Annotated in this window: 19 protein-coding genes and 1 pseudogene; 8 read left to right on the forward strand and 12 right to left on the reverse strand. The window is 73.6% G+C overall.

The window, feature by feature from the left end:
• Positions 1-113: 113 nt before the first annotated feature.
• The 3 genes from ACGFRB_RS25290 to ACGFRB_RS25300 form a co-directional block, all read right to left on the reverse strand.
• Positions 114-485: a zinc ribbon domain-containing protein YjdM gene (locus ACGFRB_RS25290; protein WP_393246196.1), complete on the reverse strand. Its 372-nt coding sequence runs from the start codon at positions 483-485 to the stop codon at positions 114-116.
• 61 nt (positions 486-546) lie between these two features.
• On the reverse strand, positions 547-1,776 hold the full coding sequence (locus ACGFRB_RS25295; protein WP_393246198.1) for an MFS transporter: 1,230 nt from the start codon (positions 1,774-1,776) through the stop codon (positions 547-549).
• Between the two features lie 14 nt (positions 1,777-1,790).
• Entirely contained in the window at positions 1,791-2,450 is a 660-nt protein-coding gene (locus ACGFRB_RS25300; RefSeq protein ID WP_393246200.1) for a helix-turn-helix domain-containing protein, read from the reverse strand.
• Here ACGFRB_RS25300 and ACGFRB_RS25305 point away from each other — a divergent pair.
• Positions 2,449-2,970 (forward strand): GNAT family N-acetyltransferase, encoded by a 522-nt coding sequence (locus tag ACGFRB_RS25305; RefSeq protein ID WP_393246202.1) that lies wholly within the window; start codon positions 2,449-2,451, stop codon positions 2,968-2,970. The genes ACGFRB_RS25300 and ACGFRB_RS25305 overlap by 2 nt on opposite strands.
• Before the next feature lie 95 nt (positions 2,971-3,065).
• On the opposite strand, the gene ACGFRB_RS25310 is transcribed toward ACGFRB_RS25305, so the two are convergent.
• Positions 3,066-4,811, reverse strand: a complete 1,746-nt coding sequence (locus tag ACGFRB_RS25310; protein ID WP_393246204.1) for a sigma-70 family RNA polymerase sigma factor — start codon at positions 4,809-4,811, stop codon at positions 3,066-3,068.
• A 460-nt stretch (positions 4,812-5,271) separates the two neighbouring features.
• Here ACGFRB_RS25310 and ACGFRB_RS25315 point away from each other — a divergent pair, with 460 nt between their 5' ends.
• A complete protein-coding gene (locus ACGFRB_RS25315) occupies positions 5,272-6,798 on the forward strand; it encodes a glycosyl hydrolase family 18 protein (RefSeq protein WP_393246206.1) in 1,527 nt (508 codons plus the stop codon).
• A 166-nt stretch (positions 6,799-6,964) separates the two neighbouring features.
• On the opposite strand, the gene ACGFRB_RS25320 is transcribed toward ACGFRB_RS25315, so the two are convergent.
• Positions 6,965-8,200: an FAD-dependent monooxygenase gene (locus ACGFRB_RS25320; protein WP_393246208.1), complete on the reverse strand. Its 1,236-nt coding sequence runs from the start codon at positions 8,198-8,200 to the stop codon at positions 6,965-6,967.
• A gap of 179 nt (positions 8,201-8,379) precedes the next feature.
• Here ACGFRB_RS25320 and ACGFRB_RS25325 point away from each other — a divergent pair, with 179 nt between their 5' ends.
• Entirely contained in the window at positions 8,380-9,417 is a 1,038-nt protein-coding gene (locus ACGFRB_RS25325) for a TetR/AcrR family transcriptional regulator C-terminal domain-containing protein (RefSeq protein ID WP_393246210.1), read from the forward strand.
• Between the two features lie 149 nt (positions 9,418-9,566).
• Here the strand turns inward: ACGFRB_RS25325 and ACGFRB_RS25330 are convergent, their stop codons facing one another.
• Complete coding sequence (locus tag ACGFRB_RS25330; RefSeq protein WP_393246212.1) at positions 9,567-10,172, reverse strand: DUF998 domain-containing protein; 606 nt, start codon at positions 10,170-10,172, stop codon at positions 9,567-9,569.
• Between the two features lie 207 nt (positions 10,173-10,379).
• On the opposite strand from ACGFRB_RS25330, the gene ACGFRB_RS25335 reads away from it, so the two are divergent.
• Both ACGFRB_RS25335 and ACGFRB_RS25340 read left to right on the forward strand, forming a co-directional pair.
• Positions 10,380-11,105, forward strand: coding sequence for a GntR family transcriptional regulator (locus ACGFRB_RS25335; protein WP_393246214.1), 726 nt, complete (start codon positions 10,380-10,382; stop codon positions 11,103-11,105).
• Positions 11,106-11,181: 76 nt separating this feature from the next.
• A pseudogene (locus tag ACGFRB_RS25340) lies at positions 11,182-11,451 on the forward strand (amidohydrolase family protein); the annotation flags it as partial.
• A 254-nt stretch (positions 11,452-11,705) separates the two neighbouring features.
• Here the strand turns inward: ACGFRB_RS25340 and ACGFRB_RS25345 are convergent.
• The 3 genes from ACGFRB_RS25345 to ACGFRB_RS25355 form a co-directional block, all read right to left on the reverse strand.
• Complete coding sequence (locus ACGFRB_RS25345; protein WP_393246216.1) at positions 11,706-12,131, reverse strand: hypothetical protein; 426 nt, start codon at positions 12,129-12,131, stop codon at positions 11,706-11,708.
• A 203-nt stretch (positions 12,132-12,334) separates the two neighbouring features.
• The gene (locus ACGFRB_RS25350; RefSeq protein WP_363007166.1) at positions 12,335-12,529 is read right to left on the reverse strand and encodes an antitoxin; all 195 of its coding nucleotides are present in this window, start codon (positions 12,527-12,529) and stop codon (positions 12,335-12,337) included.
• A 160-nt stretch (positions 12,530-12,689) separates the two neighbouring features.
• Positions 12,690-13,286 (reverse strand): isochorismatase family protein, encoded by a 597-nt coding sequence (locus ACGFRB_RS25355; protein WP_363007168.1) that lies wholly within the window; start codon positions 13,284-13,286, stop codon positions 12,690-12,692.
• Positions 13,287-13,501: 215 nt separating this feature from the next.
• On the opposite strand from ACGFRB_RS25355, the gene ACGFRB_RS25360 reads away from it, so the two are divergent.
• A complete protein-coding gene (locus tag ACGFRB_RS25360; RefSeq protein WP_393246218.1) occupies positions 13,502-14,740 on the forward strand; it encodes an alpha/beta hydrolase family protein in 1,239 nt (412 codons plus the stop codon).
• A gap of 263 nt (positions 14,741-15,003) precedes the next feature.
• Positions 15,004-16,659 (forward strand): ribosomal protection-like ABC-F family protein, encoded by a 1,656-nt coding sequence (abc-f, locus tag ACGFRB_RS25365; RefSeq protein ID WP_393246220.1) that lies wholly within the window; start codon positions 15,004-15,006, stop codon positions 16,657-16,659.
• A gap of 194 nt (positions 16,660-16,853) precedes the next feature.
• On the opposite strand, the gene ACGFRB_RS25370 is transcribed toward abc-f, so the two are convergent.
• Positions 16,854-18,266, reverse strand: a complete 1,413-nt coding sequence (locus ACGFRB_RS25370; protein ID WP_393246222.1) for an aminopeptidase P family protein — start codon at positions 18,264-18,266, stop codon at positions 16,854-16,856.
• 155 nt (positions 18,267-18,421) lie between these two features.
• On the opposite strand from ACGFRB_RS25370, the gene ACGFRB_RS25375 reads away from it, so the two are divergent.
• Positions 18,422-19,426 carry a LuxR family transcriptional regulator gene (locus ACGFRB_RS25375; protein WP_393246224.1) on the forward strand — a complete coding sequence of 335 codons (1,005 nt, stop codon included), beginning with the start codon at positions 18,422-18,424 and terminating at the stop codon, positions 19,424-19,426.
• Positions 19,427-19,447: 21 nt separating this feature from the next.
• On the opposite strand, the gene ACGFRB_RS25380 is transcribed toward ACGFRB_RS25375, so the two are convergent.
• A complete protein-coding gene (locus ACGFRB_RS25380) occupies positions 19,448-20,317 on the reverse strand; it encodes an NmrA family NAD(P)-binding protein (RefSeq protein ID WP_393246226.1) in 870 nt (289 codons plus the stop codon).
• 187 nt (positions 20,318-20,504) lie between these two features.
• The gene (locus tag ACGFRB_RS25385; RefSeq protein ID WP_393246228.1) at positions 20,505-21,674 is read right to left on the reverse strand and encodes an LCP family protein; all 1,170 of its coding nucleotides are present in this window, start codon (positions 21,672-21,674) and stop codon (positions 20,505-20,507) included.
• Positions 21,675-21,796 lie beyond the last annotated feature (122 nt).

The raw sequence follows: 21,796 nt of genomic DNA on the forward strand, positions 1-21,796 counted from the left end.
GTGCCCGCGGCTACCTGCGGGCACAACAAATCCATCATGTAGTTAATTGCCATTTTCTGCAATTCGCAGAGATGGCGAGCCGCCGGTGGTGAGCACCGTGCGGCGTGCGCCCGTCAGGCCTTCTTGACCACGCTGGACTTGAGCTGCATGGGTCCGAAGCCGTCCACCTTGCAGTCGATGTCGTGACCGTCGACGCCGTCGACCAGCCGGATGTTGCGGACCTTGGTGCCGGCCTTGATGCCGCTCGGGCTGCCCTTGACCTTGAGGGTCTTGACGACGGTGACCGTGTCGCCGTCGGCGAGGACGTTGCCGACAGCGTCCCGGATCACCTTCTCGCCGCCGCCCTCACCGGCCTCATCGGACCGGTCGGCGGAGTCGTCGGACGGGGTCCACTCATGGCCGCACTCGGGGCAGACGAGCAGGGTGCCCATCTCGTAGGTGTAGACGCCGGAGCACGTGGGGCAGGGGGGCAGGTTCTCGTTCACCGCGCGATGATACGAGCGCCGCCATTAATTGCGAAAATCCGCAACTCGCGAGCCCGTTTCCTCAGTCCTCCCGGCGACCGTCCGGCGACCGCCCGAGGACCCGGGTCAAGGCCGCCGCCAGCAGGAGGGCGGCGAGGGCGGTCAGCGCGGCACCCGGCCAGCCGACGGCGGCCAGCAACGGGGCCGCCACCGAGGCGCCGAGCGCACCAGTCGTGAAATAGAGGACCAGATAGACGCTGCTGAGACTGCCGGAGCGGGCGGGGTCGAGCGCGATCACCCGGCTCTGGTTGGCGGCCTGGGCGGCGAAGCAGCCGGCGTCGAACAGGGCGAGGCCGAGAGCGGTGATCGCGGGGCTGCCCAGACCGGTGGCGAGGAAAGCGGTCCCCGCCGCGGCGGCGAGCAGCGAGCCGGTGATCACCGTGCGCGGGGCGTACCGGTCGGTGAGGCGGCCGGTGAACGGGAGCGCGACGAAGCCGAGCAGACCAGCCAGGCTGTACAGGCCGATGGCGGTGGGCTCCAGGGAGTACGGCGGCTGCGCGAGCGCGAGAGCGAGCGTGACCCAGACGATGTTGAAGGCGAAGTACCACAGGCCGCCGGTCAGCACGGCGACGCGCAGCCCTGGGTGATCGCGCAGCAGCGGCGGAAGGGCGGCCAGGGTGGCCCCGTAACCACGCCGCCCCGGCGGCCGCTCCCGGGGCAGCAGCACCGCCACGGCGAGCGCGCCGAGCAGGACCAGACCGGCGAAGACGAGGAGCATCCGCCGCCAGCCGAACGCGTCGGTGAGCGCTCCGCCCACCAGACGGCTGAGCAGGATGCCGGCGGACATGCCGGCGGCGACGGTCGCGACACCGCTCCCCCGGCGTCCGGGTGGGGCGTGACGTCCGGCGATGTTGCCGGCCTGGGCCGCGACGCTCGCGGCGGCGCCGATGGCCAGGTAGGCGAGGAGCAGGGGAAGCGGGCCGCGCGCGGTCGCGGCGAGCACGAGACCGGCGGCCAGGGCGGTGAGCTGCGTGGCGACCAGGCGGTGGGGCGCGAGTCGGTCGGTGAGGGGCAGCAGCAGCGCGAAGCCGGTCATCGAGCCGGCCAGCGCGGCCGTCGGGACCAGGCCGATCACCGACAGCGGGACGCCCAGGTCGGCGGCGACGGCGGTGAGCGCGGGCTGGAGGGCGTAGTTGTTCGCGATCGCCGTCCCGGCTATGACGGCGAGCAGGAGCGTCACACCCCGGGGCAGGGGCCGGGGCGAGGACCCGTTCGTCGCCGTGGACCCGTTCGTCGCCGTGGTTCCGGGCACGGGCTCGGCCCCGGTCACGGGCGCGCGCCGCGGGTGAGGACGACGGCGTAGCGGCACTCGGAGCCGGTGGTGTTGGCGAAGACGCGCGCGGTGGGCGCGCCGAGTTCGACGGTGTCGCCCGGGCCGAGTTCGTGGACGGTGTCGCCGTCGTGGAAGGTCAGCCGGCCGTCGAGGACCCAGACGAGCTGGCGGACGAAGGCGAAGGCGGCGGCGGGATACGGGACGCGGGCGCCGGCCGGCAGCCGGATCTCGGCCACCTCGGCGGGGAACCGCGGGCCGGTGATCTGGCGGCGCCGGTAGCCGGTGTCCGGGTCGCACCACTCGTCCGCGCCATCCGCGCGCCGGACCTCCATTCCTCCGCCACCCGGGCCGTCCGCACCTCTCCCGGCGTCCGATGCGGCAGGGGCCTCGGCGTCCGCAGCCGTGGGGCCCTCGGTATCCGGCGCGCCTTCGGCGAGGGCGAGCAGCGAGGCGACGGTGAGCTCGAAGGCGGCCGACAGTTTGCCGAGGACCACGGCCGTGGGACTGCTCTCGCCGCGCTCGATCCTGCTGATCATGGCCTGGGAGACCCCGGAGGCGTCCGCGAGCCGGGCCAGGGTCCAGCCGCGCCGCTCCCGTTCGAACCGGACGCGGGCCGCGATCCGCCCCACCAGAGGATCTACTATGTTGGACATGGAATCCAATATACGAGAGGCGGTCGCCGGGCCGGTCGTACGGGCGGCCCGGCCCGAGGACGCCGAGGCGATCCGGGCGATCCGCAATCACGCGATCGAGCACTCGACGGCCCTGTGGACGCGGACTCCGCAGTCCTCCGAGGAGGCGGCCGCCTGGCTCACCGTCCATCTGGGGCGCGGCTCGGCTCTCGTGGCCGAGGTGGACGGCGAAGTGGCCGGTTTCGCGGTCTACGGCCCGTGGCGGGAACTGGACGGCTTCCGCCACACGGTGGAGAACTCGGTGTACGTACGCGAGGACCGGCACGGCCGGGGCATCGGCTCCGCCCTGCTCGCCGCCCTCATCGACTCGGCCCGCGCGGCCGGTCACCATGTGGTCGTCGCGGGCATCGAGGCGGAGAACACCTCGTCGATCCGGCTGCACCAGCGGTTCGGGTTCGAGCATGCCGGCACGGTGCCGGAGGTCGGCACGAAGTTCGGCCGCTGGCTCGATCTGGCGCTGCTGACCCTGCGGCTGTCCTGACCTGCCACCGCCCCGGCCGGTCACCCCGGCACCGGTGGCCGCGGGTCCGGCTCCCGCGGGTCCATGGCCCGCTGATCCGGGCCGGCCGGTCCGGATCAGCGAGCACCGAAGACCTGTGTCCAGTAAGGGCCGCCGCCGGTACGCAGACCGATGCCGATCTCGCGAAAGTCGCAGTTGAGGATGTTGGCCCGGTGGCCGGGGCTGTTCATCCAGGCCTCCATCACCTCGGCGGGGGTGCGCTGGCCCTTGGCGATGTTCTCGCCGTAGGTGGACCACTGGTAGCCGGTGGCGGTGACGCGTTCGCCGGGGCCGTCGCCGTCCGGGTTGGTGTGGTCGAAGAAGTCGCGGGCGGCCATGTCGTCGGACTGGCCCTGTGCGGCGCGGGTCAGCAGGGCGTTCCCGGTGAGCGGCCCGCAGCCGGCGCGGGAGCGCTCGGTGTTGACCAGGGCGATGACCTGCTGGGACGTGGACGAGGATCCGGAACCCGAACCGGGACCTGAGCCGGACCCGGAGCCGGTCTGGCCGCCTGCGGTTTTCGTGGCCTGCGGGCGCGACTCGGGCGCCTTCGTGGGGTGGGGGGTGGCCTGGTGCGTCGTACGGCTCGGAGTGGGGCGGGGCGAGTGGCTCGACGGCCTGGCCGAGGCGGCGGGCGTCTTCGACGCCTTCGCGGACGGGCTCGCGGTAGGGGCCGCCGGGGAGGCCGTCGTGGCCGCGGTGACGCCGGGGGCGGCGGCGCGGGCCGTGTCGGCCGGGTCGTTCTCGCCGTCCTCGGGACCGGTGGCGAGATAGAGCGTGCCTCCGGCGACCGCGACCACGGCTATACCCGCGGCGGCGACGGCCCTCCGGCGGCCACGCCTGCGCTCGCGTTCCCGGCGGCGGGCGCCACGCGATCCGGAACCGGAACCGGAATCGGCAGCATGCCGGGCCCCCGACCGCGCGCCGGGCACCGCGCCGGCCCCTGGCGCCGCACCCGAACCGACACCCGGAGCGACCCCCGAACCGGCACCCGCGCCCGCACCCGCCTCCTGCGCCGACGCGACCAGGCCGAGGCCCGCGCGCTCACGGAAGGCGGCGAGGAGGGCGGCGGCCGGCGGGACGAGGAGCAGTCCGGCGAGCAGGCCCTCGGCGGGCACGAGACCGGTCCAGAGTCCGGCGCAGTGCGGGCAGGTACGGGCGTGCCGGGCTATGCGTTTGCGCCAGAGCACCGAGGGCCGTCCGTCCCAGCCCGCGAGGCCGGTGCGCAGATCTGGGCAGAGCGGTGCGGCGCCCAGGGCGCGGACGACGATCCGGGCGGTCTCCAGCTGTTCCTTCATCCGCTGGACGCGTACGGCAGTGTGCTCCGGGGACAGTTCCAGGGCGGCCGCGACCTCGTGGCGGGTGAGTTCGCCCGCGTATTCCAGCCACCACAGCGAGAGCAGCGCGCTGTCCTCGGGCGCCAGCCAGCGGGTCGCCTCGGCGGTCTCGCGCCGCTGCCCGGACAGGTGCAGCCGGGCCACGGTCAGTTCCACGAAGTCGGCGCCGGGGTGGGCAAGGTCGCGGGCGTCGTCGAGGGCGCCGGCGATCTGGCCGGACCGCCGGCTGTGCCAGTGGGCGCGCAGGGTGTTCATGGTGATGGCGACGAGCCAGGAGCGGAAGCTGTCCGGGGAGCGCAGCGTCCCGAGTCCGTCGAGCGCCCGCAGCATCGTCTCCTGGACGACGTCGTCGACATCGTGGTGGCCGTTCAGCGCCCGGCCCACGATGTTGTAGACGAGCGGCAGATGAGCGGTGACGAGCCGGTCGCGCGCTTCGAGGTCGCCGTTCCGGGCGGCCCTGACCAGGTCCGTGCCGTTCATCACTGCCATGCCCTGCTTCATCCTGTCCGTCCTGCCTGTCGCCGATGCCCTACACCTGGGAGATCACGGGGCGGGCCCCGGATAACGAAAAAGCGCCGGGAATTTTTTCACTTCCTTGTCCGGCGTACGGAACGGGGGTGCGTACAGCGGATGACCGGGGCATCGCGGCGCGCCCTGATGGAAGGTCAAGAATCGTCAAACCCAAGGGAATTGGTCTACGCCAATAATCTCCACGGTGGGCAGGGGAAACGGCGAGGAGCGACCCGGTCCGGTCTAGTCGCACTTTGGTCCAGACCATTGACCCGGTTCGGGAGCCGCCGATATCCCCTTATCCGGCGCCCCTGTCCGCTCGACCCCGCTCGACCCCGCGTGATCCCCAGCGGCCCGCACCACCCGCACCCCCTCGCACCCGCACGCTCCATCCGGGGCGCCTGCCCGTCAACCGACCCCTCACACCCCTGGGATTGACATGAGACGCATGCGTTCCCTGCGCGCGATGCTCGCGGCCGTCACCACGACCGTCGCCGCGGCCGGCCTGACCACGCTCGCCGGCGGCACCGCCCAGGCCGCGACCCCGCTGCCGTCACGGGTCTTCGCCCCGTACTTCGAGGCGTGGACCGGCGAGAGCCCGGCCGCCCTGGCCGCCGCCTCCGGCACCAAGCACCTGACCATGGCGTTCCTCCAGACCGCCACGAAGGGTTCGTGCACGCCGTACTGGAACGGCGACACCGGGATGCCGATCTCCCCGGCCGTCTTCGGCAGCGACATCACGTCGATGCAGGCCCGCGGCGGGGACGTGATCCCCTCCTTCGGCGGCTACACCGCGGACACCACCGGTACCGAGATCGCCGACAGCTGCTCGGATGTCACCAAGATCGCCGACGCGTACGAGAAGGTGCTCACGACCTACAACGTGAGCCGGCTCGACATGGACATCGAGGTCGACTCGCTCGACGACAGCGCGGGCGTCGACCGCCGCAACAAGGCCATCAAGATCCTCCAGGACCGGTCGGCCGCCGCCGGGCGACCCCTGGAGATCTCGTACACGCTGCCCACCACGACCACGGGCCTGGCCGCGAGCGGACTCGCCGTACTGAAGAACGCCGTGACCAACGGCGCGCGGGTCGACGTCGTCAACCTCATGACGTTCGACTATTACGACAACGCCGCGCACGACATGGCCAAGGACACCCAGACCGCGGCCCAGGGGCTGTACAACCAGCTCGCCAAGCTCTACCCGGCCAAGTCGGCCGCTCAGTTGTGGGGCATGGTCGGCGTCACCGAGATGATCGGCGTCGACGACTTCGGCCCGGCCGAGACCTTCAGTCTGGTCAACGCCCGCACCGTGTACGACTGGGCGACCGCCAAGGGCATCAACACCCTGTCGTTCTGGGCGCTCCAGCGGGACAACGGCGGCTGTCCGGGCGGCCCGGCCGCCGACAACTGCTCCGGCATCGCGCAGAACACCTGGGACTTCAGCCACATCTTCAGCCCGTTCACGAGCGGCGGGCCGACCGTCCCCGGTGACGACTTCTCGCTGACGGCCACCCCGTCTTCGGGCACCGTCACGGCGGGCGCCTCGGCGACCACCACGATCGGCACCTCGGTCACCCAGGGCGCGGCCCAGTCGGTGAGCCTGGCGGCGAGCGGGGTGCCGGCGGGGGTCACCGCCTCGTTCAGCCCGGCCTCGGTCACGGCGGGCGGGTCCTCGACGCTCACCCTGGCGACCACCGCGAACGCGGTGTCGGGGACGTACCAGATCACCGTCACCGGCAGCGGCCCGTCCGCGGCGCACACCGCCACGTACACGCTGAAGATCACCGGCGGCAGCGGCAGCCAGTGCACGGCCGCGCCGTGGGCCTCGGCCACCGTCTACACCGGAGGCCAGCAGGTCTCCCACAAGGGACACAACTGGAAGGCCAAGTGGTGGACGACGGGCGAGGAGCCCGGCACCACCGGCGAGTGGGGCGTGTGGCAGGACCTCGGCTCCTGCTGAAACCGCTGATCCGCGCCCGGGAGACACAGGGCACGCGGGGCGCGCACAGCACACCGCCACGGGATCCGTCTTCACGGTGACCGCGGCGAACCGGGGCCGGTACGGGGACGCATCCCCGCGCCGGTCCCGGCGGCGTGGCGTGCGGGGCGGTCTCCATACGGAGTGGTCACCGTACGGAGCGGAGCGCGGCGGCGTTCGCGGTGGTGGCGTAGTCCGGCAGGGCGATGTCGCCGGCCTTCGCGAACTGGGCGGCGAGCAGGTTCCGCAGGGGCCAGCGGGTCATCGAACGCATCGAGAGGTCCCGCATCCGGATGCCCAGCCGGCCGGAGGGGGCGTAGCCCGAGGCGCCGCCCGGCGGAAGTTCCTGGGCCTGGTCCACGTACGGGCGCAGCACCGTGTCGTAGCGGCGCAGCGCGAGGCGGTGGTCGCCCCCTGCGGCGGCGAGTTCACCGGCCAGGACATAGGCGCCGACCAGGGCGAGGCTGGTGCCGAGGCCGGTCAGCGGGGTCGCGCAGTAACCGGCGTCGCCGAGCAGCACGACCCGGCCCCGGGACCAGCGGTCGAGGCGGACCTGCCCCATGGAGTCGAAGAAGAAGTCGTCGGCGTTGCGCATCGCCCGCACCAGCTTTTGGGCCTCCCAGCCGACCCGGGCGAACCGTTCGGCGACGAGTGCCCGTTGGGCGGCGGAGTCACGGCGGTCGTACGCGAGCGGCTCGGCCGTACGGAAGCTGAAGCCGGCCTTGATCTCGCCGGGGAGGCGGCCGGGCCGGGCGGAGGCGACGAGGCCGCCGGGCGCGTTGTGCATGAGGTACCAGCCGTCGAGTCCGAGGTCGAGGCCGGTGGCGGTGAACCAGGCGGTGTAGAGGCCGAGCGGCCGGACGGTCTCCCGCTCCGGGCCGAAGGCCAGTGACCGCACCACGGAGTGCGGTCCGTCGGCTCCGACGACCAGGCCGAAGCGGCGGGGCGCGGCCTTCTCGAAGGTGACGGTGACACCGTCGGCGTCCTGCGCCAGATGGGTGATGGTGTCGTCGAACAGGTACTCCGTGTCGGGGACGGTGGCCTCGTACAGCAGCCGGGCGAGGTCGCCTCGGAGGATCTCGATCTCGGAGACGATGCCCTCGCCGCCGAAGCTGTCGGCCGGCACGCGGGCGGTGACGCGTCCTCGGGTGTCGACGAGCGCGAGGCCACGCTGGTCGACACTCTCGGCCCTGGCCCGGTCCATGAGGCCCATGCGTTCGACGACGGTGCGGCCGGCCCCGCGCAGATCGACGGTCTGCCCGCCGGGGCGGGGGGCCGGGGCGCGTTCGACGACGGTGACCGTGAAGCCCTGCTTGCGTAGCCAGTACGCCAGCGCCGGCCCTGCGATGCCCGCGCCGCTGATGAGAATCCCGTTGTTCGTCATGTCGGCGAATGTACGGCGTACGCGAAGTGATGCACAAGAAGAAAAGCCATGAAAACATGGGAGATTGAGGATCAGTGCACTAGTGCGATACGGGCGAATGACCCCCGCGCGGGGTCCCCGGACGCCGTCGGCCGCTAGGATGCGCGGCACTGGGTGCACTAGTGCGGAGGGATGGCGGCATGGGGACGGACAGACCGGCGAGCGGGGCGGCGAACGGACCAGCGAACGGGGCGGCGAACGGACCGGCGGGACCGCGTTACGAGCGGATCGTCGACGAACTACGGCAGCGGATCGTGTCGGGGGAACTGGCGCCGGGCGACCGGGTGCCGTCGACCCGCCAGATCACCCAGCGGTGGGGAGTGGCGATGGCCACGGCGACCAAGGTGCTCACCGAACTGCGCCGCGCGGGTCTGGTCCGCGCCGTGCCCGGGGTCGGGACGGTCGTCGAGCCCCGCCCCGGGACCGGATCCGCCCCCCGGGCAGGGGCGCCGCAGCCCCGCCCCGCGGGCCTCGCGCGCCCCGCGCGCGCCACCGGCACTCCCCCGCCCTCCGGCGCGCTCACCCTTGAACGGATCGTCGCCACCGCCGTCGCGGTGGCCGATACCGAGGGCCTGGCGGCGCTTTCGATGCGCCGGGTGGCGGCCGATCTGGGAGTGGCCACCATGTCGCTCTACCGGCATGTAGCCGACAAGGACGCCCTTCTGACACACATGATGGACACGGCTTTCGCGGAGCACCCGCTGCCCGGCACACCGCCGCCGGGCTGGCGCGCCCCCCTCGAACTGTCGTCCCGGCTGCTCTGGGAACACTTCCGGCGCCACCCCTGGCTCGCCCCGGCCCTGTCGATGACCCGCCCCCAACTGATCGTCTCCGCCCTGCCGTTCAGCGAGTGGGTCCTCCAGGCCCTGCACTCCCACGGCCTCGATCTCGACACCGCCTTCACCACACAGCTGACCCTGTTCAACCACGCGCGTGCCATCGCGATGAACCTGGAGACCGAGCGGGAGGCGGAGGCGGACACCGGTCTCGACAGCGAGGAATGGATGGACGGCCAGGAACCCGCCCTCTTGGACATCCTGACCGGAGGCCGCTTCCCCGCCCTTTCCGAAGTCGCCCGCGCGGGGTACGACCTCGACCTCGACGCCCTCTTCGAGTTCGGCCTCCAGCGCCTCCTCGACGGTCTCGCACCGCTCCTCGCTACGCCGCCGGCGACGTAGCGCGTCCGTCCGAGCCCGCGCGCCGCCGACGCGTGGCGCTGGAGAGCGAGCGGGGTCGCGCACCGCTCCCGTGCAACCCGCTGCCGTACCGCCCGCTCCCGTACGGCCCACTCCCGTACGGCCTCCGCCCGGTCCGGCGGACCGACGCGTCACGGACGGGACACGGCATCGGCCCGTGGCCGGTACGACAGGCAGGAGCCGACGACCACCAGCGGCCACAGCGCCTGGAGGCAGGTGACGAAGCGTTCGGCGACTCCGGCGGCGCCGTGGAGCTCCGTCGCGACGAGGAACCAGGCCGCGCCGAGCGTCATCACAGTGGTCACCGCCACCGCCGGGACCGGTCGCAGCGCCCACGGCACGGGGCCGCCGGGCGCGGCGGCCAGCATCGGCCACAGCGCGAGCAGGGCGAACCCGGCGACCGCCGCGGAGCCGTGCCGTATCGATCCGCCGCTGAGCGGGACCGGGAACAGAGCCACCACCAGCGCCACCACCCCGCCCGCCGCGAGCGCGAGCCGCCCGGCGGGCCGCGCCGCGCGCAGCCCCCAGGCGGTGACGAGATGGCAGACCCCGAGCCCGAGGAACGCGCCCGTCATCACCCAGGACCCGGCGGCGCCGGAGGCCGCGAGCGCGCTGATCGTCTCCCGGGCGGGGTCGTAACCGTCGCCTTCCAGCGCACCCGCGACGGCCCAGCCGCCGATCAGCAGGACAGGGGCGATCCCGGAGGAGATCAGCGTCCAGCGGGGAACGGCTCGCATCCACCCACCGTAGCCCCGGCCTGGGCGGCGGACGCGCGACGCGCCCCCCGGGACGGGACCGCCGCCCCGGCGCCCGGGCCGCGTGCGGGCCGGGAGCCGGGAGCGGCCCGGGGAGCCGGGAGCGGGCGACGTATCCTCTGCTTCTCTGTTCCGCGCGTTTCTCCGCGCGGGGCGTGTGGGCCGAGGGACGGGAAGAGGTCGGACGAGGTGGCGCAGCGGAACAGGAGCGGCGCGCAGGCGGCAGCTCCGGCCAAGGCCCCGGCGGCGGCCGGACCGGCGCCACTGAGCGTGCGGGCGCACGAGGAGATCCTGCGCAGGATCGTCGACCGGCGGTACGCGCAAGGGGCCCGGCTCGTGGAACGCGAGGTCGCCGAGGAACTGCACATGTCCCGCGTGCCCGTACGCGAGGCGCTGCGCGCGCTGGTCGCGGAGGGGCTGCTGGAACTGCTGCCGCACAGCGGCGTGCGCGTCCGGCGGCTGGAGCACGCCGACGTGGAGCATCTGTACGAGGTGTGGGAGCCGCTCGCCGTCCAGGCGTCGCGGCTCGCCGCCCGGGCCGCCGCCCGCGGGGACACCGCAGGACCGGCGGCGCTGTCGGAACTGCTGCGGCAGGCGGAGGAGGCCGCGGCGGCGGGCGAGGGGGCACGGGAGGTGGCCGCGCACACGGCGTTCCACGACCGGATCGTGGCCATGGCGGGCAACCCGCTGCTCAGCCGCACCCTGGAGCAGCTGAGCCGGCAGCTGCGCCTGCTGTTCGGGCTGCGCGCGGAGCCGGGACGCATGCGGTCCCAGCACGCGGAGATGTACCGGCACATCGCCGCCGGCGATCCGGAGGCCGCGGCGGCCTGCACGCTGCTGCATGTGCGCGACAGCCGGACGGTGGCGCTGCGCGGCCTGTTCGGCGAGGACGACCCGTCCGACGGCGAGATCTGATTTCGTATACCAAGCCTTCAGCCCCACGAGGCCGGTACTCTTAAAAACCCCTCCCGAAGCAAGGCTCCTTGCCTGCTCTCCGCTGGTCCTGCCCGTCGCCCGGCTGCGCGAGGACGGCGTGCGGGTCGGTCTCGGCTCGGACGGAGTGCGCGACTCCTGTAGCCCGTTCGGCAACGCCGACATGCTCCACCGGGCCCACCTGCTCGAATGGGTGACCGACGCGCGCCTCGACGAGGAACTGACGGGCTGTCACCGTCTCGCGGCCGACGACGGCGCCGACGTGAGGGGACTCGCACACGCCGACTTCACCCCGGGAGCGCCCGCCGACTTCGTGCTCGTACGCGGGACGAAGTAACCACTCTCGAAAGGGGCCGCCCGGGCGCGCCGCTCGCTTGCGGTGTCCTCGCTCAACTCGCCGACATCGCAAGGGGGATACGAGGGCAGGGCAGGAGGACGGCAGAGCGGACGGCAGGGCGATCGACACAACTCGCCTGGCTCGTACGGTCCTTCTCGCGTCACGGCCCGAACGCCACCCACACTCACGGCCGTCAGCGGAGGCCGCCGCCCTCGCCCCTACCGCGTGACACGCCGTCCCGATCGTCAGTCCACGCTGCCCTGTCGGACCGCCGTCGCACGGATCGCGAGCGCGGCTTCGAGCGCGCGGCGCAGGGCGGCGCGGTCGGGCACCCCGTCGAGGCCGTCGGGGGTGCGGTAGAGACGGCAGGTCAGCGCGGGCTTCGCCGCGCCGGCCGGGGCGAACGGATCGCGGCCGTCGACGAGGATCGTCGGCGATCCGGTGAATCCGGCCCGCTCGGCGGCCTCCTCGTCGGCGATCACCCGGGTGGTGACCTCCCGGCCGGCCAGTCCCACGTCGGCGAGGGCCTCGCGGGCCCGTTCCTCGGCCGGCCCCTGGTGGGGGCAGTCGGGTACGACGAGGACTTCCACGCGTACGCCACCGGTGCGCGCGGTGTCCGCGTCGGTGGCGCCGGTGGTGATCGGGTGCCGCCTGTGCTCGTGGTGTTCCATGCCCCCAGGATCGCCTGTCCGCCGGCCCCGCCGACACCGGGCAGGGGCCGGTGACGGTACGGGCCCAGGTACGAAGTCCAAGGCGCCGCCCGTACCGCGCGCGGCCCCGGCCGGGCGGGACCCGATACCCCCGTACTCGGAGCGGGTCCCGGGACCCCGGCGGGGCCGCACTCGGGGGCCGGCCGGCCCGGAAAGTCTCCTTGCTACTGAGGCGGCTGCTCCGGAGGCTTGCCCTCGGCACCGATGTGCCGCTTGGCCTGCTCCTGCGCGGTGTCGACCTGGCCGCTGTACTTGCCCTGGGTCCGCTTGTCGACCATGTCGCCGCCCTTGTCGACAGCCTTCCCCGCCTGGTCCTCGTGCCCCTTGAGCATCTGCTTGAGCTTGTCCAGCATGGACATGGAGATCCTCCTTGGCCTGGTTCCCCCGTCCTTCACAGGATCCCGGAGACCCTCACACCCCGCATCCGCAGCCGCACGTCCCGCCGGGCCTCCGCCGTCTCCCTGCCCTACCCGCACCGCGCCGGCTGCCACGCCCCGGCTGCCGCCCCGGCCCCGGGGCTCAGGACCCCACAACGGGAGTTCCGGTCAGTTCGACACCGGCCTCCCGCAGCTCCGCCATCGCCCGGTCCGTGCTCTCGCGGGCGACCCCCGCCGTGTAGTCGAGCAGCACCCGCACCCCGAAGCCGGCCCGGACCCCGTCCAGGGCCGTCGCCCGCACACAGTGGTCGGTGGCGATGCCGACGACGTCGACCGCGTCCACGTCCCGCGCGCGCAGCCACGCGGCGAGCCCGACGCCATCGCCGCTCGTCCCCTCGAAGCCGCTCTTCGACTCGGAATACGCGCCCTTGAAGAAGATCTCGCCGACGGCACCCGAGTCGACGACCGGAGCGAACTCCGGGTGGAATTCGCTTCCTTCGCTGCCGACGACGCAGTGCGCGGGAAACGAATGGTCCCAGTCGGGATGGTCGGAGAAGTGGCTGCCGGGGTCGATGTGATGGTCCCGGGTCGCCACCACCTCGCGGTACTCCGCTCCGCTGCCGCGCCGGACCAGTTCCCCGATGGCCCGCGCCCGCTCCGCGCCGCCCTTCACGGGGACACTGCCGCCTTCGCAGAAGTCGTTCTGCACATCGACGACGATCAACGCTCTACCCGCCATCGGACCTTCCTTTCGGCCGGGGACACCAGACCGCGCGCACAGTTCGCGCGGCGGGACTTCCCATGCCCGGCCGGGGCCCCGTCCGACACGACCGGAGGGGCATCTTCACTCTCCAGGCCGCACCCGTCCCCTACATCCGAGGTCCCCCATGTGGCGTGCGGAGTCCGCCCACGGTCGGACGCGCACGGTAGGGACCGCGCCCTAGCGTCCTCACCATGAACAAAGCCACTCGGGCCGCCGCGACGGTCCTGCTCGCCTGCGCGCTCGCCCTGCCCGCGGCCACGCTTCCCGCCTCCGCCACGACCACCCCGCCGCCCGTTCCCTCCGTGGCGGCGGCGTTGCGAGCCCCCGCCCCGGCTGCCCTGCCCACCACCTCCGCGCCCCTCGAACTGCCCGCCCCGACCGGCCGGTTCGCCGTCGGAGCCGGCGACCTCCATCTCGTCGACCACTCCCGCCCCGACCCCTGGGTACCCACGGCGGACGGCCGCGAGCTGATGGCGACCCTGCACTACCCGGCGACCCTGCACTACCCGGCGGCCCGCCGCACCGGGGGTACGCCCGCGCCGTACGCGACCGAGGACGAGTCCCGGCTCCTCCTCACGGGCGTCGGCGAAGTGGACCCGGCCGGCATCCGCGACCTCGCCGCCATGAACACGTACAGCGTGAAAGACGCGCGGCCCGCGCCGGGCCGCCATCCGCTCGTCGTGCTGTCCCCGGGGTTCGGGATGCCCCGCTTCACGCTCACCGCGCTCGCCGTCGACCTCGCCTCCCGCGGCTATGTCGTCGCCTCGGTCGATCACGCCTACGAGACCTCGGGCACCTCGGTGCCCGGCGGCCGGGTCCTCGCCCCGTGTGTGGCGTGCGAGCTGCTGGCGACGGGCCGGGTCGAGGGCGCGGACGTGACGGCGGCGCGGGCGGCGGACGTCCGTTTCCTGCTGGACCGGCTGACCGGGCCGCACGCCGTCCAGCCGTACGCGCACCTGATCGACCGGGACCGGATCGGCATGGCCGGGCACTCGATCGGCGGCGCGAGCGCTGAAGCCGCCATGCTCAAGGACCGGCGGATCGACGCCGGGGCGAACATGGACGGCTCGTTCTGGGACGCCCTTCCGGCCGGTGGGCTCGGCGGCCGGCCGTTCCTGTTCCTCGGCGCGGACGACACGCACTTCCCGGGCGGCGGCGACACTTCCTGGGACACCACCTGGCGGGCGCTCGGCGGGCGCAAGTACTGGCTGACGGTGGCCGGGGCCGACCACATGACCTTCACCGACGCCCCGGTGCTCCTGCGTCACTTCGGAGTGCCGAGCGACGCGGTCATCCCGGACGGCCGGGCCCTGGCCGTGACCCGGGCCTACGTCGCCGCCTTCTTCGACCGGGAGCTGCGCGGCACGCCGCAGCCGTTGCTCGACGGACCCAGCCCGCTCCACCCGGAGGTACGGTTCCACACCCCGTGATCCTCTCCTGAGCGCGTGGGCCGCCGGACCCTCCCCCCGGCGGCCCACGCGAGTCCCGGAGCGGGGACCTCCGGAGGGGGGCCGTGGCGCCGGGACCTGCGGGGCCGGAAAATCCCGCGGCCTCGCACGGGCCGACTGTTAGCCTGGCCGTATGGGTTGTCTCTACTTCTTCCTCTGATACCGGGTGCCGGACCGGCCGCATGAGCGGCCGACGGCCGGTTTCGCGTACCCGTTTTCCATGAACCCGCCAGAGGAATCCACCCATGCGCGAGCGCGCCCAGCTCTCCCTCCGTCATGTCTCTCTCGCCTTCGGGGACCGCCGAGTCCTCGACCAGGTCTCGTTCACCGTCCGCCCCGGCGAAAAGGCCGTCGTCGTCGGCGAGAACGGCTCCGGCAAGTCCACGCTGCTGCGGCTGATCGACGGCGGCCTGACCCCGGACGAGGGGGAGATCGTCGTCCGCTTCCCTGGCTCCGTCACCCGGCTCGCCCAGACGCTGCCGGAGACGTACCCCGTCGGCCCCGCCGACACCGTGCGACACACCATCGATCTCGCCCTCACCGAACTACGCTCCATGGAAGCTGAGTTGAGGGCCGCCGAGGCCGCTCTCGGCTCGGCCGGCCCGACGGAGCTCGCCTCGTACGGCGAGCTCCTCGACCGCTTCGAGGAGCGGGGCGGCTACCGCGCCGACGCCGAAGTGGCCGCCGCCCTGCACGCGCTCGGCATCGGCCACCTCACCGGCGAGCGGCCGCTCGCCACCCTGTCCGGCGGCGAGCAGGCGCGGCTCGCGCTGGCCTGCGTCCTGTCCTCCGGCGCCGAACTGCTGCTGCTCGACGAGCCGACCAACCATCTCGACCACGACGCCGTCGACTGGCTGCGCGCGAAGCTCGCCGCGCACCGGGGCACCGCGCTGGTCGTCACCCACGACCGGGCCTTCCTCGGCGGCTTCGCCACGACCGTCCTGGAGGTCGACCGGGACGAGCGCGGCGTCCTGCGGTACGGGGACGGCTGGGCCGGTTACCGGGCCGCACGCGCCGCCGAGCAGCGCCGCCGGGTGCGGGAGCACCTGGAGTGGCGGGAGGAGCTGGCCCGTACGGAGGAACTGGTCGCGGCGGCGGGGCAGCGGCTCTCCGCGACCGGGAAGGACCCGGGCCAGGGCTTCGGCAAGCACCGGCGCTCCAGCGAGAACAAGCTCTCCGGGCAGATCCGGTCCGCCCGCCGCCGATTGGACGAGCTGCTGCGGGAACCGGTGGCCGCGCCGCCCGAACCGCTGCGTTTCGACGGCCGGTTCGTCACGCAGTCACGTCAAGATGACGGCCCGCTGGTGGAGTTGACGGACGTGACCGTCGGCGACCGGCTCGCCGTGGACGGGCTGCGGATCGCCCCTGGCGAGCGACTGCTGGTCTCCGGCCCGAACGGAGCGGGAAAGACGACCCTGTTGCGGCTCCTGGCCGGCCGGCTCGCCCCGGACACGGGCGTGGTGCGCGCCACCGGAAGAATCGGCTACCTCGCCCAGGAGCTGCCGCACCCGGCCACCCGCCGCTCGGTTCTCGCGGTCTGGGCGGCGACCCGGCCCGGCCCGGCCGAGGACCATGCCGAGGAGTTGCTCGCCCTCGGGCTGCTGCGGGCCGAGGATCTGGCCGTGCCGGTGGCCGCGCTCTCCGCGGGCCAGCGCCGACGGCTCGAACTGGCCCTGCTGGTCAGCAGCCCCGCCGATCTGCTGATCCTGGACGAGCCGACCAATCACCTCGCGCCCGCGCTGGTGGAGGAGTTGGAGGAGGCCGTCGCCGCGTTCCCGGGTGCGGTGGTGGCGGTCTCGCACGACCGGGCGTTCCGCGACCGATTCGACGGCCGCCGGCTCGAACTGGCCGGAGGCCGGGTGCGGGAGGCGTCCACGGCGCGGGCCGGGGACACGGCGTAGCACCGGCCGGGAGAGGGGCCAGCGGGCGCCCGGCTCGCGGCACCCGGTGGCCCTGGGGCCCGTGCGGCCCCGCGAAGTCCCGCACCGGCAATCCCGCCGGGCCCCGAAGGCGCAGCGGGATCCGAAGGCCCGGCGGGATCCGAAGGCCCGGCGGGATCCGAAGGCCCGGCGGGATCCGGCGGAATGCCCCCGGCTCAGCCCATGTGACGGGCCATCCACACCTCGACCTCGTCGGCACTCCGGGGCAGCGCGGCCGACAGGTTCTCGTGGCCGCTCTCGGTGACGAGCAGGTCGTCTTCGATCCGGACCCCGATGCCGCGCCACTCCTCGGGGACGGTGAGGTCGTCGGGCTGGAAGTACAGACCGGGTTCGACGGTGAGCACCATGCCCGGGACCAGGACTCCGGCCACGTACTCCTCGTGGCGCGCCCGCGCGCAGTCGTGGACGTCGAGGCCGAGCATGTGGCCGGTGCCGGCCATGGTGAAGCGGCGCTGGAGAGCCAGTTCGTACGCCCGGTCGGCGGGGCCCTCGATGAATCCCCACTCGACGAGCGTGGCGGCCAGATGGCGCTGGGCCGCCTCGTGGAAGTCGCGGTACGCGGCGCCCGGCTTCACGGCCGCCATGCCGGCCTCCTGCGCCGCGTACACCGCGTCGTACACCTTGCGCTGCACGGGGGTGAAGGTGCCGCTGACGGGGAGGGTGCGGGTGACGTCGGCGGTGTAGAGGGTGCGGGTCTCCACGCCGGCGTCGAGCAGCAGCAGTTCGCCGGGGCGGACCGGGCCGTCGTTGTCGGTCCAGTGCATGATCGTGGCGTGCTTGCCGGCGGCGCAGACGGAGCCGTAGCCGACGTCGTTGCCCTCCAGCCGGGCGCGGCGGAAGAAGGTGCCCTCGATCCAGCGCTCGGAGGTCTCGACCGCGCGGGAGAGTTCGCCGACGACATCGGTGAAACCGCGGACGGTGGAGTCGACGGCCCGGCGCATCTCGCCGATCTCCCAGGCGTCCTTGACGAGCCGGAGGTCGTCGAGCGCCTCCTCCAGCTCGTCGTCGCGCTCCTCGTCGGTGGTGAGGGCGGCCTCCAGGGCCGGGTCGACGCCGCGCACGACCCGGGTGGGTACGCCGGTGACGGCGGCCAGGTCCTTCGCCGCGGCGCGGACATCGCGGCAGGGCAGGCCGAGGACACGCTCGGACTCGGCGAGGGAGCGCCGGCGGCCCATCCACAGTTCGGCGGTGTAGCCGATCCAGAACTCGTCGGAGTCCCGTGCGTCGCGCGGGAGTTGGTAGCAGTACGCGTCGTGGCCGCCGTCCGGGCGTGGTTCGAGGACGAGCGCGCCGTCCCGGGCCAGGTCGCCGGTCATGTGGACGTAGGCCGAGTGGGGCCGGAAGGGGTAAGGGGTGTCGTTGGAACGGGTCTTGAAGTTGCCCGAGGGGATCACCAGACGCTCGCCGGGGAAACGGGCGGAGAGCGCGTCCCGGCGGCGGGCCGCGTACTCCGCCTGCGGGTCGAGGGTGAGGTCGTGCCGTTCGGTGTCCGCCCAGCCGGTGCGCATCAGCGCGGACAGCTCGCCGGATATCTCGGTGTACAGACTGTTCTTGCGGGCCTTCGACACGTTGTGCCCCTTCAACGACGTGGGTGTGGGCCGCGCCGCCCCGGACGGGCGGCGGCAAACCGACGGTAGCCCTCGCGGCGGGCCGGCGGGGCACAAAAGTGCCGCTGGCACCGATCGGCCACGAGGCGAGTGACGGCGGTGGCGATAATGCGCGCATGACACGTGAGAAGCTCGGCCGGGCCCTCGCCCTCCTGGGGATGGGGGACCACGCGGTCCGCGTCTACCTCGCCCTGCTCGATCGGGCACCGGCCCCGCTGGCCGCCATCGGCGCCGAGACCGCTCTCGGAGATCTGACGGGCCTCGAACTCGCGCTTGCCTACGGCGAGTTGGTGGATGCCGGACTGGCCCGCCCGGCGGACGGGGATGCCGATCAGGTGGCTCCGGTGCCGCCTGCGGCGGGTCTGGAGGTGCTGGCCCGGCACCGGGCGGCGGAGCTGGAGGAGTCGCGCGTCGCGGTGGGCGGCGCGTTCGAGTCGTACCGCAGGAGCCGTCTCCCCGGACACGACGAGCACCTGGTGGAGGTGGTCACGGGCGAGGCGATCGGTCCCCGGATGCGGCTGGCGTGGGCGAGCGCGCGAACGCGGATCCGGCAGCTGGAGTCGCCCCCGTACGCGCGGATGACCGGCGCCGCCGAGGACGCGCTGGCCACCCTGGCACGCGGGGTGCGGCAGCAGGTCGTGTACGCGCGGGAGTCCCTGGAGCACCCGGGGCATCTCAAGGACTCCATCGAGCCGTGCGTCGCGGCCGGCGAGGAGGCGCGGGTGCTGCCGTCGGTGCCGGTGAAGCTCCTGATCATCGATGACGACTGCGCCCTGGTGTCGTTGTCGATCCGGGAGGCGGACGCGGTGCACACGATGCTGGTGGTGCAGCCGTGCGGGCTGTTCTCGGCGCTCGTGGCCCTCTTCGACCAGTCGTGGCACCGCGCGCTGCCACTGTACGGCGGTCGCCCGGCGACGACGGGCGGCCCGAGCGGGCCCGGGCCCGCCGACCGAACGCTGCTGCGGCTGCTCGCGGGCGGCGCGAGCGACGAGGTGATCGCGCGCGAGCTGGGGGTCAGCCGGCGCACCCTGTTCCGCCGTCTCCAGGTCCTGATGGCCCGGCTCGGCGCGGCGAACCGGTTCCAGATGGCGCTCCAGGCGCAGCGCGCGGGGTGGCTCTGAGCGACGCGGGCGCCCACCCACCTACCCAGGGGGCAGCAGATGCCGGTACGCGTGGGGGTGCTCGGCGAGGAAGCCGGCGAAGGACTGGGGCGGACGCCCGGTCAGGTCCCGGACGTCGTCGGACACGTCGTCCATCTCGCCCGCCGCGACCGCCTCGTACGAGGTGACCCAGCCGTCCACTTCCCAGTCCGGGGCCTGGTCGGCGGCCCGGGAGGCATAGGCCTCGTCACGGCTCTCCGCCCGGTAGACGACCTCGCGCCCGGCGGCCGCGCCGAGCGCGGCGGCGATCTCGGCGAAGGAGAGCGCCTCGGGGCCGGTCAGGTCGTAGGTGGCGCCGTCGTGGCCGTCGCCGAGGAGGACCGCCGTCGCGGCGGCGGCCACGTCGTCGTGGGTGACGGCACCCACCCGGCCGTCCCCGGCGGGGCCGCGCAGTACCCCGTCGGGCGAGGTCATCGCGGCGAGAGCGGACTGGTAGGCGCTGTCCCGCAGAAAGGTGAAGGGGACGCCCGTGGCGCGGATGTGCTGCTCGGTGTGCCAGTGGTCGCGGGCGTAGGTGAAGGTCGCGTGGGGTGCGGCGTTCAGATAGGAGAGGTAGACGATCCGCTGGACCCCCGCGGCGAGGGCGGCGTCGACCGCCGTGGCGTGGTCCCGTACCCGGTCCGGCGCCTCGTGGGCGGAGACCAGGAAGAGGGTGTGTACGCCGTCGAGGGCGGCCCGCGTCGCGGCGGCGTCGGCGTAGGCCGCCGTCCGGGTGTCGTCGGCGGGCGAGGCCGCCAGTTTCTCCGGGTCGCGGCCCAGGGCGCGGACCGGCGCGCCCCGCTCGGCGAGATGGCGCACGACCCGGCGGCCGATCCGCCCGGTGGCTCCGGTGACGGCGATGAGTCCGCTCACGTTCCGCTCCGCTCCGTTCCGTCCTCGCCCCCGGGGCCGTGTCCGGCACCCGGCCCCGGCGTGCCGCCGCCCTCCCCCCATTCGACCCCGGGCCGGGGCGCGGCGCACCCGCGCGGACGGCGGCGGCCGTCCGGACGCGGCGGACCGTCCGGGTGCCGGGAGAGACCGGCAGGGCGCCGGGGGGGCGTCAGTGAGGGGCCGGGCGGAGCAGGTCGAGCGGGTGGGTCTGTACGTACGCCGCGACCTCGTCGTCCTTGAACGCCCGCCACAGCGCGTCGCAGCGCGCCCGGTCGAGGCGGACCACCGACTGGCCCCGCTCGGTGCCGGTGCCCTTCACCGGGGCGTTCATGAACGTCATGTCCCGGGCGCGGACGTCGCGCATGTTCCAGATCAGCTCGCGCATGTCGCCGTCGCCGAAGCGCTCGTCGACGGAGACGGTCTCGGTGAAGATGTCGAGGGTCTTCTTCAGCTGGAGGGGGTCCTTGAGGGAGTCGGCGGACATCACCTTCTCCAGGACGGTGCGCAGATAGTTCTGCTGGCGGTGGGTGCGGTCGAAGTCGCCGTTCGGCAGGCTCTTGCGTTCGCCGACATAGGCGAGGGCCTCGGCACCGTTCATGTGCCGGCGCTCGCCGGTGGTCATGAGGATGTCGACGCCGCCGACGGCGTCGGTGAGTTTGCGGAAGCCGTTCCAGTCGATGACGGCGAAGTGGTCGACGCGGACGTCGGTGAGGCGCTGCACGGTGTCGATGAGCAGGGGCGGTCCGCCCCAGGAGAAGGCCGCGTTGAGCTTGGCGCGGCCCTTGCCGGGGATGTCCACCCACGAGTCGCGCGGCAGGGAGACCACGTACGCGGCGGAGTGGTCGTCCGGTATGTGCACCAGCATCATCGCGTCGCTGCGCTGGTCGCCGTACGTCCACAGCCTGCCCTTGGCGTCGCTGCCGGTCGTCGGGACCTCGGAGCGCGAGTCGAGCCCCATGAGCAGGAAGTTCTGACCGCCCTTGGAGGCGGCCGGGACCGGCACACCGGTCGGGAAGGTGCGCGGGATGCGCTGGACCCGGCCGGTGTAGTGGCGGTACGCCCAGTAGCCGGTGCCCGCGGTGAGCAGGAGGGCGCCGACGAGCAGGCCGAGCGCGACCAGCAGGACCGTCCGGCCCCTCGGGCGCCGTCTCCGCCGGCGTTTCGGCCCGTCGGACGCGGTGGGGGACGTATCCGTGTCCGGGTTCTCGGGGCCGTCGGGGCCGGCGGCGGGGTCCGGGAGGTCCGGACCGTTCCGGTGCTCCGGACCGTCCGGGCCCTCCGGGCCGGCCGGTGTACCCGCGCCGCCGGCGCCCGTCCCCTGCTCGTCGTGCTCGCTCATGGCCACGGTTCCCCTCCGCTGCCCGCCCCCGCCGTGCCCGGCACGCCCCGCCCGGCACCTCCGTCAGAGCCACCAGGATGCCGGACGGGAGCGCGGTACGGGGCGGGTCGGGCAAGAGGAGC

The sequence above is a fragment of the Streptomyces sp. NPDC048718 genome (assembly GCF_043198875.1).
Classification (GTDB): Bacteria; Actinomycetota; Actinomycetes; order Streptomycetales; family Streptomycetaceae; genus Streptomyces.